General features: G+C 67.9%; 16 protein-coding genes. 7 read left to right on the top strand and 9 right to left on the bottom strand.

What is annotated here, in order from left to right; genetic code table 11:
* Nucleotides 1-476 (bottom strand): serine hydrolase (locus NRP21_RS23080; RefSeq protein WP_257718598.1); only part of this gene is annotated, 476 nt, incomplete at its 3' end.
* A gap of 323 nt (nucleotides 477-799) precedes the next feature.
* On the opposite strand from NRP21_RS23080, the gene NRP21_RS23075 reads away from it, so the two are divergent.
* A complete protein-coding gene (locus NRP21_RS23075) occupies nucleotides 800-1,684 on the top strand; it encodes a LysR family transcriptional regulator (RefSeq protein ID WP_257718597.1) in 885 nt (294 codons plus the stop codon).
* Nucleotides 1,685-1,711: 27 nt separating this feature from the next.
* Here NRP21_RS23075 and NRP21_RS23070 read toward each other — a convergent pair whose 3' ends face one another.
* The 6 genes from NRP21_RS23070 to NRP21_RS23045 all read right to left on the bottom strand — a co-directional run bounded on the left by NRP21_RS23070 (nucleotide 1,712) and on the right by NRP21_RS23045 (nucleotide 6,356).
* Nucleotides 1,712-2,113 carry a nuclear transport factor 2 family protein gene (locus NRP21_RS23070; protein WP_257718596.1) on the bottom strand — a complete coding sequence of 134 codons (402 nt, stop codon included), beginning with the start codon at nucleotides 2,111-2,113 and terminating at the stop codon, nucleotides 1,712-1,714.
* A gap of 58 nt (nucleotides 2,114-2,171) precedes the next feature.
* Complete coding sequence (locus tag NRP21_RS23065; RefSeq protein ID WP_257718595.1) at nucleotides 2,172-2,396, bottom strand: tautomerase family protein; 225 nt, start codon at nucleotides 2,394-2,396, stop codon at nucleotides 2,172-2,174.
* Between the two features lie 53 nt (nucleotides 2,397-2,449).
* Entirely contained in the window at nucleotides 2,450-3,160 is a 711-nt protein-coding gene (locus NRP21_RS23060) for an SDR family NAD(P)-dependent oxidoreductase (protein WP_257718594.1), read from the bottom strand.
* A gap of 541 nt (nucleotides 3,161-3,701) precedes the next feature.
* Entirely contained in the window at nucleotides 3,702-5,054 is a 1,353-nt protein-coding gene (locus NRP21_RS23055; protein WP_257718593.1) for an MFS transporter, read from the bottom strand.
* 3 nt (nucleotides 5,055-5,057) lie between these two features.
* Nucleotides 5,058-5,612 carry a DUF4863 family protein gene (locus tag NRP21_RS23050; protein WP_257718592.1) on the bottom strand — a complete coding sequence of 185 codons (555 nt, stop codon included), beginning with the start codon at nucleotides 5,610-5,612 and terminating at the stop codon, nucleotides 5,058-5,060.
* Between the two features lie 18 nt (nucleotides 5,613-5,630).
* Nucleotides 5,631-6,356, bottom strand: a complete 726-nt coding sequence (locus NRP21_RS23045) for a nitroreductase (protein ID WP_257718591.1) — start codon at nucleotides 6,354-6,356, stop codon at nucleotides 5,631-5,633.
* Between the two features lie 101 nt (nucleotides 6,357-6,457).
* Between NRP21_RS23045 and NRP21_RS23040 the strand changes: the two genes are divergently transcribed.
* Complete coding sequence (locus NRP21_RS23040) at nucleotides 6,458-7,498, top strand: LysR family transcriptional regulator (protein ID WP_257718590.1); 1,041 nt, start codon at nucleotides 6,458-6,460, stop codon at nucleotides 7,496-7,498.
* 378 nt (nucleotides 7,499-7,876) lie between these two features.
* Here the strand turns inward: NRP21_RS23040 and NRP21_RS23035 are convergent, their stop codons facing one another.
* Entirely contained in the window at nucleotides 7,877-9,118 is a 1,242-nt protein-coding gene (locus NRP21_RS23035) for an arsenic transporter (RefSeq protein WP_257718589.1), read from the bottom strand.
* An 18-nt stretch (nucleotides 9,119-9,136) separates the two neighbouring features.
* Complete coding sequence (locus tag NRP21_RS23030; protein WP_257718588.1) at nucleotides 9,137-10,450, bottom strand: MFS transporter; 1,314 nt, start codon at nucleotides 10,448-10,450, stop codon at nucleotides 9,137-9,139.
* Nucleotides 10,451-10,812: 362 nt separating this feature from the next.
* On the opposite strand from NRP21_RS23030, the gene NRP21_RS23025 reads away from it, so the two are divergent.
* From NRP21_RS23025 to NRP21_RS23005, 5 genes are all read left to right on the top strand, one after another.
* On the top strand, nucleotides 10,813-11,988 hold the full coding sequence (locus NRP21_RS23025; protein WP_257718587.1) for a zinc-dependent alcohol dehydrogenase: 1,176 nt from the start codon (nucleotides 10,813-10,815) through the stop codon (nucleotides 11,986-11,988).
* Nucleotides 11,989-12,005: 17 nt separating this feature from the next.
* On the top strand, nucleotides 12,006-12,584 hold the full coding sequence (locus NRP21_RS23020) for a hypothetical protein (protein ID WP_257718586.1): 579 nt from the start codon (nucleotides 12,006-12,008) through the stop codon (nucleotides 12,582-12,584).
* 94 nt (nucleotides 12,585-12,678) lie between these two features.
* A complete protein-coding gene (locus NRP21_RS23015; RefSeq protein WP_257718585.1) occupies nucleotides 12,679-13,446 on the top strand; it encodes an SRPBCC family protein in 768 nt (255 codons plus the stop codon).
* Between the two features lie 11 nt (nucleotides 13,447-13,457).
* Nucleotides 13,458-14,624, top strand: a complete 1,167-nt coding sequence (locus NRP21_RS23010) for a zinc-dependent alcohol dehydrogenase (protein ID WP_257718584.1) — start codon at nucleotides 13,458-13,460, stop codon at nucleotides 14,622-14,624.
* A gap of 30 nt (nucleotides 14,625-14,654) precedes the next feature.
* A complete protein-coding gene (locus tag NRP21_RS23005) occupies nucleotides 14,655-15,230 on the top strand; it encodes a type 1 glutamine amidotransferase domain-containing protein (RefSeq protein ID WP_257718583.1) in 576 nt (191 codons plus the stop codon).
* Nucleotides 15,231-15,267: the final 37 nt, after the last annotated feature.

Raw genomic sequence — 15,267 nt, 5'->3', positions numbered from 1 at the left:
CCCGTGTTGGAGTAGGCCATCTCCTCCCCGGGCGCCCCGCCCGTGCCGGGTAGGCGGCGGCAGAGCTCGAGCAGCTCCGCCTCGGACAGGCTGGCGCTGAAGGGCAGGCCAAGCAGCCAGAGCGTCTCCATCAGGTCGGGGATGGCGCCGGTCATGTCCATGGCGCGCGCCAACGGGAGGGCGCCAATCGCGGGGGCCAGGCCGGGAACGAGCGCGGCGAGGCGATCCTCCGGGCGGAAGCCGGCCAGCAGGGCCGTCGTGGCACAGAACTGCTTGCTGATCGAGGCCCAGCGAGTCGGGGTGGCGGGGGTGAAGGGCAGGCCGTGCTCCAGGCTGGCAAGCCCGCCTGCCACGACCTCGCGCGGCCCCGCGGTGTCGAAGACGACCAGGGCGCCGCCAGGTCCGCCCTCTGCTGCCCAGGCCGCAGCAATCGCGCCTGCTTCGGTGGCGGCTCGGGACAGATCGGGCGGGGTCATGCCGGAATATCCCTCCGTTCCCGACCACTGGCCAGCACCAGGGAGTGAATGCGAATGCTCGGCTTCGAACGTCCGGTGAGCTGGTTGCACTCATCTCGGCCAGCCGGGCCACGCTGCTGCCTGCTCAGAAGAGCATGGGGCTTTCCGAGCGGATGATGGCCGGGTTGGGTGGAAAGCGGTCATAGTCCCTTGGTCCTTGAAGGGCGGCTATGCGCCCATATCGGCTGTTCAGCGACTGCGGGCGGCTTCCCGGAAGCGGACATGGTATGCTGGCCCGCATATAGGGTGCTTCCGCCGAACGGGCATTTCGCTATCGTCATCCAGTGGCCAATCAGAAGCGCACAGAGATCGACTGGCAAGACGTCCGGATCTTCCTGGCGCTCGCGCGGCACGGCAGCCTGTCTGCTGCTGCTCGGACGCTCTCTGTGAATCATGCGACGATCTCACGTAGGCTCCGCTCCTTGGAGGAGCATCTCGGCGAGAGGCTCGTTGAGCGGCGCCCCGACGGCTATGTCCTGACGCGAGCTGGAATGTATGCGCTCGAGGCGGCGGGCGACATGGACCACGCGGCCCAGATGCTGGGTCGCGGCCTCATGGATGGAGCGCCCAGCGGCTTGGTGCGGATCAGTGCGCCACCCGCGCTGGCGAACGGCTTTCTCGTATCGCCTCTCGCGAGGTTGGCATCGCGTTATCCAAGCCTCGACATCGATTTGGCACCCAATCACAGCTCGATCAGCCTGGAGCGGCACGAGGCGGACATCGCCATCCGCTTTGGGCGACCTCCAGATGGCGATGTGGTCGCGCGTCCGCTCGTCACCGTCGGGTATGGTTTCTATGGAACCGAGGACGCCTGCCAATTGGTCGGGTCGGGCGCCGATCCAGTGCTCATCGGGTTCGACGAGGCAAATGCCCATCTGCCCGAGGCAATTTGGGTGGCGCGACACTTCTCGCGGGTCCGTGTCGCCTTCCGCACAAACGACCAGTTTGCCCAGTCCGTCGCGGCACGATCCGGCGCCGGACTTGCGCTCCTCCCTCATTACATTGGTCGCAGCGACCCGCTGTTGAGGATCTGCGATCTCGGATCCACACCTCCGGACAAGGAGGTGTTCTTGCTGACCCGAAGACGCGACAGGACGAATCCGTCCGTCCGCCCTGTCGCCGATGAGGTGGCACAGATATTCGAGCGAGCCCGCGATCTCTTTCCGTGATCCTCGATCTTCTTGCGGCAATCTATCCTATGCTGGAACGAGACGCATCGGCTGGAAGCCCAGTCTGGCAGCGAATATCTCCTGGATGAGAACCGCGGATGGGAGCGGCCGCCACGCCACCTCGATGCTGTCGATGAGGCCGTTTTCATCCAGGTGAAGATGCTCATTGCCCTTCACGCTGATCCCATTGCAGGTGAAGGTGAAGAACACGGCAACGTCCTGGCTCGACGCAAGCCTCAGGTTAACCTCCAGGGTGTCGATGGTCCGAACGAAGCCGGAGAGAACTTCCACAACGGCCTCTTTCCCTTCGGTCGGCTCGGGGAAAATGGGACCGAGAAGGACGACACGCTCGGAGAGATGCGGAACAATTCCCAAGCTGTCCTTGTTGCTCAAGGCCAGAAAGTAGGCATCGACGTGGGCCGTGCTCATCGGTTCTCAGTTCCCTTCATGCTGATGTCGGACATGGATCAAGACGTCCCGCTGGTATCTATGCCCTGGCCTTGCGGTAGTCGCGCAGGGGAAGACCGCCCTGTCCCAGGTCTTCGATCTCGTGTTCGTGGAGAATGACCGTTGTGTCTTCTCGGGGCTTGCCCATGACGTCGTAGAGCAGGTCGGCAATCCCTTTGTAGATCGCCGCCTTCTGCTCCCCAGTGGTGCGGTCCGCACCCGGGGTGGTGCCTTCCCGGGTGACAAGGATGGTCACGATGGGCATGTGGCTCTCCAGGAGAGACGGGAGAGCGCATGCTGCACCCTCCCCTGGATGGGTCAGCGGCCGGCGATCAGGCCACCGTCGACGTGGAGGATCTCGCCGGTGGTGAAGGCGGCATCCTCGAGGTAGAGTACAGCGCGAACGATGTCCTCGACCTCGCCCATCTTGTTCATGGGATGGAAGGCGGCCAGAGCCTCGAAGTTCTGCGGCGAGTGCATCGGCGTCCTGATGACACCGGGGGCGACCGCGTTCACGCGGATACCGCGTCTGGCGTACTCGATCGCCAGGCTCTTGGTGGCGGAGTTCATCCCCCCTTTCGTGAGCATGGCGATGAACGCAGGAGAGCGCGAACTCGCGAATTCCGCCGTCGATGCCGTGATCTGAACGACGTGGCCGCTACCCTGCTCCAGCATGACCGGGATGACCTGCTGAGTGGTGAAAAAGAAGCCGTCGAGATTTGTCCTCAGCTTCAGCCGGTAGTCTTCCTCAGTGTACTCGGTGAACGGCTTGCCAATGAAAATGCCGGCATTGTTCACCAGCGTGTCCACGCGGCCGAACCTCTCGAGCGCCGTGGCGACCAGCCGCTTGCCCGTCTCGGGGTCTCCGATATCGCCGGCGACGGTCACCAGGTTCGGATCGCTCGAGGGCTGGATCGAGCGCGACGTGGCGATGATGCCGTAGCCTCGGGCACGGAACCCCTTCACGATGCCATCACCAAGGCCCTGCGAAGCGCCGGTGACGATTGCAACCTTCTTGATGTCCGACATGCTGGAGCGTCCTTCGTAAACGTCTGTTGCCGAGATCTAGGAAGGTCGCTCTCCTCATGAAATTGGCGACTTTCTCACAGCCGCTGATGGAAAGTGCACAGGCGTCCATCGGCAGGGCACCTGCACCCTCCTCGATCAGACGAGCCATGAATCCCCGCCCCCTCCAGCTCGGCCTGGATCTGCTCGCGGGTGTTGTTGTCGGTCCACTCGCTGGCGCCCAGGATTAGAGGCGCATGCGCCTCCATCCCTGCCGATCGGCCTTCCCTCCGACTGGAGTGGGTGCGACCGAGTTCGCCTCCCGCGCCAGCGTGGCCAGGCGGATCGCGCTCGGTCCACTTGCCCGGAACGGACCGCCGTCGCCGGGCAGGACGCACCAGCGGCTATCGTCCCCACCGGTCGTCCCTACACAGCCACCAGCGAAGCCTTCAACATGTCACGGCGCCCCTCGCCAGGCTAACCGAGCCACCTGCCAACGTCCCGTTGATCCCGGGCGCTTCGATCAGGCCAGCCACCGTTCCCAATGACCCGGCGCAGGCAAGACCTACGTCGGGGCCTGCTCTCCGACCATGGCGAGCACGGGTGCTTGTCGCCTCGCCATCATCGCCATCATGGAGAGCGATGCGGCGGCGACCACGGCCGGCGCCGCAGCCACCGCGAAGACGGCCGACAGCGGCCAGCCCATGCTGAGCAGCGTGCCTCCGATCAGGGATCCGACGATCGATCCGGCCCGGCCCAGTGCGTTGGCCCAGCTGACACCCGTGGCCCGACTGGCGGTCGGGTAGAAGGAGGCGGCAAGAGCGTTGACGCCGACCAGCGACCCGCCCGTGCCGACGCCTGCCCCGAACACAGCGAGCACGAACAAAGAAGGCGAGCCCGTCGCAGCGCCGAGCGACGCGATCAGGCATGCCGCGAGGAGATAGCTGCCGACCAGCACCGCGTAGGGGTTCAGCCGATCCATCAGCGCCCCGACGGCCACTGCACCCACCGTGCTCCCCACCGGGAACATCAGGGAGATCAGGGTGGCTTCTTGTGCCGTCCGCCCGGACCCGTTCAGCAGCGTCGGAAGCCAGCTCGTCAGGAGGTAGAAGATGAGCAGGATGATGAAGAAGCAGATCCACAGCAGGATCGTCCCAACCGCCAGCCCGGGTGCGAACAGCTGCCGCACCGGCGAGCCCGCCGCTTTCCGGGCCCCGGTGAAGCGCGCGCCCGCCAGAGCCGGGTCCGGCCTGACGCGGCTGAGGATCGCGGCGATCCGTTCATCCTGCCCGCCGCGCAGCGCGAGGTAGCGGACGGATTCCGACAGCAGTCCCGCCAGGACGGCCGACAGCAGCACCGGCAGCACGCCGCCCAGCACCAGTACGCCCTGCCAGCCATGGCTCGCGATGATGCCGGCCGCGGCCAGCCCGCCCACCGCCGATCCGATTGCGAAGCCGCAGAACATCATCGTGACCAGCAGCGAGCGCTTGCGGGACGGACAGAACTCGGAGGTGAGCGTGATCGCGGTGGGCATGGCACCGCCCAGGCCGATGCCGGTGACAAAGCGCCACACCGTCAGGGATTCCACGCTTGCCGCTTTCGCGGAGGCGATGCTGGCGATGCCGAAGCCCAGAGTGGTGAGCACCAGCACCCATTTCCGGCCTACTCGATCGGCCAGGGGCCCGAACACGAGCGCCCCCGCCATCAGGCCGAACAGGCCGGAGGCGAAGAGGGGTGCCAGCTGCGCGGGTTGCAGCTGCCACTGAACCCGCAATGTCGGCGCGATGAACCCTATGGCGGCCGTATCGAACCCGTCCGCCGCGACGGTGAGGAAGCACAGGAGGATGACCAGGATCTGGAAGCGCGTCAGCGGGCTCTCGTCGAGGAAGTTCTGCACGTCGATGGTGGGCGTCGTCATGGCTCAGCCTCCCCGCTTCGGCGTGGTGGCCTCGACGTCGTAGGAGATGCGGCCGGCGGGGAGGTAAAACAGCGCGATCAGCCGGCCGCCCTTCACCTCCGGGTAGTGGGCGCTGCCGGGGTCCGGCGCGGTCCAGCCAGCACCCTGCCATCCCTGCAGGCCCATCAGCTGCGCGCCCTCGTCGAGCGGCACCACCAGGTTCAGTTCGCCATACGGATGGCCGTGGAAGTCGCCCTGCAACACGTCGTCGCCATCCGGGTCCGGGAAGGCCTGGGGGTCCGTGCTGTCCATGTAGACGGCGGTGATGCTGAAGTAGGACGTCTCGGCCTGCGGGTTCAGGATGCGGCTGCGGCGGTATTTCGGGCCGCCCACCTCCTCATTGGCGGCCCAGCCCTCCTCCACGCCCAACCTGATGAGGCGGGACAGGTCCTCGTACAGCGCGCTGCCGGGCCCATAGGTGGCGTTCAGCCAGCCTTCCAGCTCCTTGCCCGGCGTCTTGTTGCGGACCTCCTGGAGGAAGGGGATGCTGCGCTCGATCAGTTCCTGGCGATGATCCATGGCGATGATGGTGTCCTGTCAGGGTTGAGTGGGTGAGTCATCGGTGTGGAAGGTGACGAAGGCCGACAGCGGCTCCCGCTCCGTTCGCAGCAGGTCCAGGCAGTGCTCCCGATCGGCGTAGCCCAGCGACACGCCGCACACGGTGAAGCGGTCATCGGGGATGCGGAGGTGCCGCCGGATGATCGGGTGGAAGTCGATGAACGAGGCCTGCAGGCAGGTGTCGAGGCCATGCGCCCGCGCGGCGGTAGCCAGGCCCTGGAGGAACAGCCCGGCATCGATCAGCGCGCCCGCCAGTGGATTGCGGCCGACGGTCACGATCAGACCGACGGGAGCGCCGAAGAAATCGTAGTTGCGGATGTGGTGGGCGTGGCGGCCAGCGGCGTCCCCTGGAGGGATGCCGAGCTGGTCGAGGTAGAGAGACTGGCCGAAGGAGCGCCGGCGTGACAGGAACGGCTCCTGCCACTCACCGGGCTGGTAGGGGTACTCGGTCTCGGCTGCTCGCCCGTTGGCCTCCAGCTCGCGCACGATCGCCTCGGCCAAGCGCCGCTTGGGCTCCCCGGTCAGGACATGGACGTGCCAGGGCTGGGTATTGGAGTTGCTGGGCGCCCGGGCGGCCAGGGTCAGCAGTCGGGCAAGCAGCTCGGCCGGTACGGGGCGTGGCAGGAAGGCGCGCACGCTGCGGCGGCTGAGCAGCGCAGCCTCGACGGCCTCGTGTCCCAACGGCGGTGGCGGCGTGTCGTCCATCCAGGCACGTCTCCCTCGCCCAGGGCAACCGGCCGGGCTTGCCGCCGCCGAGGATGCGTGCCGCCCGATCGGACTGGAAACGAAAGCTCGCCAATGACAGAATGAACGCGATTCATGATGGTGGCGCCGTGGCGAATCCAAGGACGCTGGACCTCAACCTCATCCGGGTGTTCGACGCGCTCATGGAGGAGCGCAACGTCAACCGCGCCGGGCTCCGGCTGGGGCTGACGCAGTCCGCCATCAGCCACGCCCTCAACCGGCTCCGGCACCACCTGAAGGACGAGCTGTTTGTCCGGACCCGTGCCGGCATGATGCCGACGGCCCGGGCGATGGAGGTCAGTGAACGGCTGCGCGAAGCGATCCGGCAGGTCGAGGCGGCGTTCGGCGCCAACGGCTTCGACCCTGCGACGGCGCAGCGCCGCTTCGTGTTGGCGGCCAACGACATGATGACGGCGACCGTGGGCGCGCGGCTCATGCAGGTGCTGGCGGACACGGCGCCGGGGCTCGACCTCGTGATCCGCCCCTCCACCCGCATCGACCTGGCCGAGCAGATCGACATGGGGCTGATCGACGTGGCCCTCGGCGTGTTCTCGGACGTGCCGGCGAGGTTCCACGCGGAGGTCGCCTGCCGGGTGGGCGATGTCGCCGCAGTCCGTCAGGGCCATCCGGCCGCCGATGGGCTGACATTGCCGGTGTTGGCACACCACTCGTTGGGTGTTGTGTCGCTGGGCGGCCCGGAGGCCGGCGCCGTGGGAGGCTACATCCTGGAGCGCGGCCTGGCCCGGCAATCGGACGCCTTCGACCGCGAGGCGCTGACAGCCGCCCTGGCCACGGTGGGGGCGGTCCCGCGGTTCCGGGTGGTGACGCCGCACTCCCTCGCCCTACCGCCTGTGATCGCCGGCACGGATATGGTGGCCATCGTACCCGAACTGTTGTCCCCCCTGTTCCGCCGGGCAGGCCTTCTCGTCCTTCCGCTGCCCTATGCCGGCTCCACGACAGTGGTTCAGCTGGTCTGGCACCGGCGCATGGTCACCGACCCGGGGCATACTTGGTTCCGCGCGCTACTGGCCGGGATCGCAGCCGAGCCGACTTCGTCCGGTCGGCGGGCCATAGGGGGGCGTATGCAGCCCGATGCGAGTTGAACGGCCCCGCGATGCGTTGCGATGCAGCTTGGCCGTTCTGAGGACAGGATTTTGGCTTCCAGAATCCCTGTTCTATCCAAAGGTCACGATCGCCATCACCGACCTCGCGGTAGTCTGCGCAGCATTGATCCCCGCGGAGCATCAGGCAGACGGACTGACGTCCGCTTGTCTACGTCGGTTTCTCCAGAGCGGAACTGCCGCTTTCGGCCAGCTTCGCCCGTCGGCTCAGCGATTGAAGCTGCGGCGCCTCGTCCGCTCCGTAAGCGGAACTTCGCACCGTCAGGCCGTGCCCACCGCGATCTTCGGCCCCCACCGACGGTACGCCTTCGGCCTACCGCCCCGCCCACAACGACCGTGACGCGCCAGCCAGCACCGAGATCAGGGCTGCAGCGCGAGCGCCCCCAGCGCCAGCAGCAGGGCCGGCGGCATGATCAGAGCGCCGAGGCGGAGAAACTGCCAGTCGGTGACGGCCAGGCCTTCGCGCCGGATGGCCGACATCCACAGGATGGTCGCCAGGGATCCGGTGACGGAGAGGTTCGGCCCGAGGTCGATCCCGATTAGGACCGCGCCCGGCAACAGCCCTCCAGCGCCCGCGGTTTGGACAACCGCCCCCGCCAGGAGCCCGGCCGGCAGATTGTTCGTGACGTTGGTTCCGAAGGCGACAGCCGCCCCGGCCACCAGCGCCGTGCCGGCGCCACCATCCCGGAGCAGTCCGGCCAACGCCCGTACCGCGCTCGTGGCCTCCAGCGCCTGTACCAGCACGAAGAGCCCGGCCACCAGCGGCAGGACGCCCCATGAGATCCCGCCCAGAAGCGGCCCGATCCCCTGGCGCGTGGCCAGGGCCACGGCCAGCGCCGTCCCGCTTCCCGCCAGGAAGATTGGCCAGCCCAGATCGGCCCCAATGGCCGAGGCGACCAGCACTACGAGGATGGTTGCACCGGTCCCGATCCCCGCGACTATGCCACCCCGCTGCAGCCGCACCGGTGGGACCATCGGGGCAATAGGTTCGGCCAGGGTGTCCCGCTGGGTCAGCCACAGGGCTAGGTAGGTCGCGCCGATTGCCGCGGCAGAGGGCAGGGTGAAGCGCAGTAGCCATGCCTCGAGAGACGGCAGATGCGCGCCGAACACGACGAGGTTCGCCGGGTTCGAGATCGGCAGCACGAAGGACGCGGCATTGGCCACGAAGGCGCAGGCGTAGAGGTGCGGCATCGGGTTCGCGCGCGCCGCCCGCGCCGCCGTCAGCACGGCCGGCGTCAGCACCACCGCTGTCGCGTCGTTGCTCAAGAAGGCGGTGGTCAGGACGCCCACGCCGTACACCACGGCCAGCAGGCGCGTCCCCGAGCCAGCTGCGGCCCGCACTGCGAAGACTGCCAGCCAGTCGAACAGCCCCTCGCGGCGCGCCACCTCCGCCAGCAGCATCATCCCCAGCAGGAAGAGGTAGACGTCGGTTCCGCGCAGCAAGCCCCGCCATGCCGCTGCGGCCGGCAGCAAGCCGATCAGCACCAGCGCCGACGCGCCTGCTACGGCCCAGATCGCCTCGGGCCAGCGGAAGGGGCGCAGGATGACACCCGCCGTGGCCAGCCCGGCGATCAGCCAGACCGCGAGCGCGGGCCCCTCCATTCCGGACATAGCCGCGGCCTAAGCTGAGGGCTGGAGCGCCGCACCCCTGGGCGGCCTTGATCCACCGGCCCCGGCCTGGCCCGGAAGCGTCTCCGGCATCAGGGTAAGGTAGCCGAGGAACCCGGCCGCCGCGATCGCGCCCAGCACGAGGAAGGCGGGCGAGTACCCGGCCCAGACGATCACGCCCCCGGCAAGGCTCGCGCTCAGCGCGGCGCCGAGGCCCTGGGCCGTCGCGACCGCGCCCTGGCTGACGTTGAACCGCCCCGTCCCGCGCGTGAGGTCCGCCACCACCACGGGGAAGAGCGCGCCGAAGATCCCGGCCCCCACCCCGTCCAGCATCTGGACCCCCAGCAGCCAGGCGGGGTGGTCCGAGAGCGGAAAGAGCAGCCCGCGCAGGGCCAGCACGCCGAAGGCCGCCAGGAAGATCGGCTTGCGCCCCCAGCGATCCGCCCGCGCGCCGACCAGCATCGCGACCGGCACCATCACGCACTGGGCCGCCACGATACAGGCGGCGATCAGGGAGGTCGCGTAGTCCTTGCCCACCACCAGCGTGAGCTTCTGCCCCACCGTCGGCAGCATCGCCGCATTCGCCAGGTGGAAGGTGGCCATCAGCCCCGCGAAGATCAGCAGCGGCCGGCAGGTGAGGAGGGCCTTCCACGCCGATGGCTCCTCATGCCGGTCATCCCCACCGCCTTCCTCATCCAGCCCCCGCGCCACGTCGTCGTTGATGGCCCGGGCGGGGATGAGCAGCATCGCCCCGATGCTCGCCGCGGCCAGCCCGGCCATAATCCAGAACACCACCACCGGCCCGAAGGCATAGGCCGTGACCGCGGCCAGCGCGGCCGAGGCCGCGTTGCCGCCGTGGTTGAAGGCCTCGTTCCGCCCGATGCGGCGGGAAAAGGCCCTCGGCCCGACCACGCCGAGCGTGATCGCGGCCAGCGCCGGCGGGAAGATCGCCCCCGCGATGCCCGCGAGGGACTGCGTGGCTGCCACTGCGTAGAAGCCGGAGATGAAGGGCAGCACCACGCAGCTCAGCGTCACGGCCAGAGCCGCTGCGATGACGACCGCGCGCTTGTGCCGGGTGCGGTCGATCAGCGCGCCGGCCGGGGTCTGCGCGATGAGCCCCGCGATCGCGGCGATGGTGATGACCAGCCCGATCGTGGCCTCGTTCCACCCCTGCTCCGGCCCCCGCACCGCGAGGAGGTAGATGGCGAGGTAGGGGCCGAGCCCGTCCCGCACATCGGCCACGAAGAAGTTGAGGGCGTCCAGGCCCCGGACGACGCGCCCTGGCGAGGTCCCGGCAGTGCGGTCGGGCGGCGCAGCGTGAGGCATCAGCATCTTCTCTGGACGGCACGGCCAGCAACGCGCCGCCGACAGGCGGGTTTGCGTCTCAGCGCCTCGTCAGCAAGCCGTCAGGTCGGAAGGCGCAGGCAGTTGGCCAGTGGACCATCCTCCAGATCCGCGCTGGATGACCATTTAGGCGGTAGCCAGACCCGCAGCGAATTGCATTCGCACCGTGTAATCGGACCACCTCCGCAACTCCGCGCTCCGGCGGGAGTTTGGCTTAATGGCGCGAAACTTCCGCCGCCCACAAACGCCGTCCTACTCCCCGCCGACCTCGACGTTTAACCTACTTTGTCGACGGCGAACGCGGATTGCGCGAAGCACCCTCAGGCCAGAGGAGGCATGCCGCCGTGAAAGCATTGGTTTGGCATGGCAAGGAAGACATCCGCTGTGACCAGGTCTCGGACCCGGAGATCGAGGATCCGCGGGACGCCATCGTCAAGGTGACGAGTTGCGCGATTTGCGGCTCGGACCTTCATCTCTTCCACAACTTCATTCCCGCGATGCTGCCCGGCGACATCATGGGGCACGAAATGATGGGCGAGGTGATGGAGGTAGGCTCTGCCGCAAAGGGCAAGCTGAAGGTGGGCGACCGCATCGTCGTGCCCTTCACGATTATCTGCGGCGAATGCGACCAGTGCAAACGCGGCAACTTCTCCGTCTGCGAGCGAACGAACCGTAAGAAGGAGTTGGCCAGCAAGGTCTTTGGCCACCCCACGGCCGGGCTGTTCGGCTACACGCACCTCACCGGCGGCTATCCAGGTGGCCAGGCCGAGTACCTGCGCGTGCCCTTCGCCGATGCCACCCACATCAAGGTGCCGGATAGCCTGAAGGACGAGCAGGTCCTCTTCCTCGGGGACATCTTCCCGACGGGATGGCAGGCGGCCGTCCAGTGCGACATCGAGCCCACGGATACCGTGGCGATCTGGGGCTGCGGCCCGGTCGGCCAGATGGCGATCCGCAGCGCCGTCCTGCTCGGTGCGAAGCAGGTGGTGGCGATCGACTGCATTCCCGAGAGGCTATCCATGGCGGAGGCTGGTGGTGCGATCACCATCAACTTCGAGGAGGAGAGCGTCGTCGGCCGCCTCAACGACCTGACCTCCGGCAAGGGGCCGGAGAAGTGCATCGACGCGATTGGCCTGGAGGCACATGTCACACCCACCCAGCCCGATACGTTGCTCGATCGCGCGAAGCAGATGGTCATGCTGGAGAGTGACCGTCCACACGTCCTCCGGGAGATGATCTATGTGTGCCGCACAGCGGGCACGATCTCCATTCCGGGTGTCTATGGAGGGCTGGTGGACAAGTTCCCGATGGGGCTAGCGATGAACAAGGGCCTGACCTTCCGCATGGGGCAGACTCATGTGAACCGTTGGACCGATGACCTACTGCGGCGAATCGAGGAGGGGCAGATCGACCCCTCCTTCGTCATCACCCACACGGTCCGTCTCGAGGACGGACCCGAGATGTACAAGGTGTTCCGCGACAAGCAGGACAGCTGCGTCAAGGTCGTCCTGAAGCCCTGAGGACGCTGGAGGCAACCATGATCGCATTCTCGAGGCTCTCGGGCATCGCGCGCTCCAAAGGCGATCCCAAGGTTCTCCGCACTGGCCCGAGCTCGCTCGGCGGAGCCGATCGCCTGGCCCGCGGGCTCGGCTGGTTCAGCATCGGCCTCGGCCTCACGGAGCTGCTGGCGCCGCGCCTCATCACGCGGGCCGTTGGCCTGCGGGGCCGGGAGGGTCTGGTCCGTGCCTTCGGCGTCCGCGAGCTCGGGCATGGCGTGCTGTCCCTGTCGGTGGACAAGCAAGCCGGCCTTTGGAGCCGGGTTGCCGGCGACGTCCTGGACATCGTCGCGGTCCTGCCGGCCCTCAGCCCGGCCAACCGGAAGCATGGCAATGCCGAACTGGCTCTCATCATGCTGCTCGGTGTGACGGTGCTGGATGTCCTCGCCGCCCAGGGCGTCTCCGCGCGCCACCGCCGCCCGCCGACCGGCTGGCGCAGCTACTCGGATCGAAGTGGCTTCCCGCAGGGGGCGGAGAGGGCACGGGGCGCGGCTCGGCGGGACTTCCAGACAGCGTCCGATACGCAAGCGCCACCGGCGATCGCACCCGGCGTCGCGTGATGGCAGGCAGGGGCGCCGGCGCCTCCGCCCAGCCCCGCGCAGAGACAGTCCCGCCGGTCATCCCGGCCGCGGCGCGGGATCAAGGAAGATCACCATGGCCCTGATACAAGGACAGTCCGTCGACTCCGCGGTGCGTAACGCCTTACCGCCGCGTAACCTCGGCGATGCCGAACGCCTGGTCTCCGGTGCACTCGGCGCCGTGGTCGCCCTCTGGGCTATCCGGCGCGGTGGCCTGGCGGGCGGGCTCGCGACGCTTGCGGGTGCCGCGATGATCGCCCGGGGTACCAGCGGCTACTGCCCTGTGACCGAGACGCTGAGCGCAAAGCCCGCTGAACGCCAGATCGCCCGAAAGCAGGGCTGGCGGAGTGCGGCAGCGGCGGCGAGTAGCGTGACCATCGCAAAACCGGTGGAGGATGTCTACCGCTTCTTCCGCGACGTGGCGAACCTGCCCCGCTTCATGCGCCACGTGGAGAGCGTGACGGTGATCGACGAGACGCGTTCGCACTGGGTCGTCCGGGCGCCGTTGGGCCGCACCGTCGAGTGGGACGCCACCATCACTGAGGACCGGCCGAACGAGCGGATCGGCTGGCGCTCCGATGCGGGTGCGCAGGTGCGCAACATCGGCTGGATCGAGTTCCGTCCGGCGCCCGGCGGCCGCGGAACGGAGGTGCGTGCCGCCATAGCCTACGAGCCGCTGGCCGGGCAGCTCGGCCGCCTGGTGGCGCAGCTCTGGGGTGAGGAGCCGGGCAAGCAGGCGCATGACGACCTGCGCCGCCTGAAGCAGGTGCTGGAAACCGGCGAGGTTCCCACCCCCGCCCTGCGCCGCGCGGACGCCGATGCCGCCATGCCCGACGCCGCCTGAGGAGAGCAGCCATGCGCGCCATGATCTGGAACGGTGTCAACGACCTGCGGGTGGAAACCGTGCCCGACCCGGAGATCGTCAGCCCGCAGGACGCGATCGTGCGGGTGACGATGTCTTCGGTCTGTGGCTCCGACCTGCACCTGCTTGGCGGGTACATCCCCGCCATGAAGCCCGGCGACATCATCGGACACGAGTTCATGGGCGAGGTGGTGGAAACCGGCCGCGAAGTCGGCAAGGTGCGGAAGGGCGACCGGGTGATCGTCATCTCGATTCTCGGCTGTGGCCAATGCGAGCACTGCCGGCGCACGGACTTCTCCTGCTGCGACAACACCAACCCGAAGCCGCTCATGGCGGAGGCTGTCTGGGGCCACAGCCCGGCCGGCATCATCGGCTATAGCCACGCCCTCGGCGGCTGGGCCGGAAGCCACGCCAACTACATCCGTGTGCCCTTCGCCGACGTTAACGTCTTCAAGGTCCCGGAAGGCATCCCTGACGAGAAGGCGCTCTTCGTCTCCGACGCCTGCCCGACCGGCTTCATGGGCGCCGACCTTGCCGGCATCCAGCCGGGCGACATCGTCGCGGTCTGGGGCTGTGGCGGTGTCGGCCAGATGGCGATGCAAAGCGCCCGCATCCTGGGCGCCGAGCGGGTGATCGCCATCGACCGTTTCCCCGAGCGGCTGCAGATGGCCGCCGAGCGCTGCGGCGCCGAACTGCTGAACTACGAGGAGGTGGACATCCCCGAGGCGCTGACCGAGATGACCGGCGGCCGCGGCCCCGACCGCTGCATCGACTGTGTCGGCATGGAGGCCCACGGCACGGGCCTCGGCTACCTCTACGATTTGGCGAAGCAGCAGGCGCTGCTCACGGAGCGTATCGTTGCGCTGCGCGAGGCGATCCACTGCTGCCGCAAGGGCGGCACCGTCTCGGTCATGGGCGTGTACGGGGCCTTCGTGGACAAGTTCCCGATGGGCGCCATCGTGAACAAGGCGCTCACCATCCGCTCCGGCCAGCAGCACGGGCAGCGCTACGTCGAACGGCTGTTCGGTCATATTGAGCGTGGTGAAATGGACCCGTCGCACCTGTTGACGCATCCACTTCCGCTCGAGGAGGGGCCTCGTGGCTACGACCTGTTCAAGAACAAGAAGGAGGGCTGCGTCCGGGCCGTGTTCACGCCCTGACCGGCGCATCGCACGAGAGGAGACCACGACATGGCCAATGACAGTCTGGACGGGCTGAAGGTTGCGATCCTCGTCACCGACGGCTTCGAGCAGGTCGAAATGACCGAGCCGCGCAAGGCGCTCGACGCGGCCGGGGCGAGGACCAGCATCGTCTCGCCCAAGGATGGACGCGTCAGGGCCTGGAACCTCACCGAATGGGGAGACGAGTTCCCAGTGGATGTGCCTCTGGCCCAGGCGCGTCCTGAGGACTTCGACGCCATCCTGCTGCCAGGCGGGGTCATCAACCCCGACACGTTACGGATGAACGAGAGTGCCGTCCTCTTTGCCCAGTCGTTTCTCGATGGCGGGAAGCCGGTGGCGACGATCTGCCACGGCCCCTGGACCCTGACCGAGACCGGGAAGCTGAGGGGGCGTCGGCTCGCCGCCTGGCCGTCCCTGCAGACGGATCTGGAGAATGCCGGCGCCGATTGGGTCGACCAGGCAGCCGTGGTGGACGGAAATCTCGTCTCCAGCCGCAAGCCGGACGACATACCCGCGTTCAATCGGGAGATGGTCGGCCTGTTCGGTCGCGCGCATCCCGGCCAGGTGGGGCAGCGGGCGCACTGAGGAGGTGTTCCCGCCCGTCCAAACTGCTGCCGTGAAC

It is taken from the genome of Roseomonas populi, from assembly GCF_024594815.1.
In the GTDB taxonomy this organism is placed as follows: domain Bacteria; phylum Pseudomonadota; class Alphaproteobacteria; order Acetobacterales; family Acetobacteraceae; genus Roseomonas; species Roseomonas populi.
The sequence above is the reverse complement of the archived record's forward strand: the minus strand, read 5'-3'. Positions and strand labels throughout refer to the sequence as shown.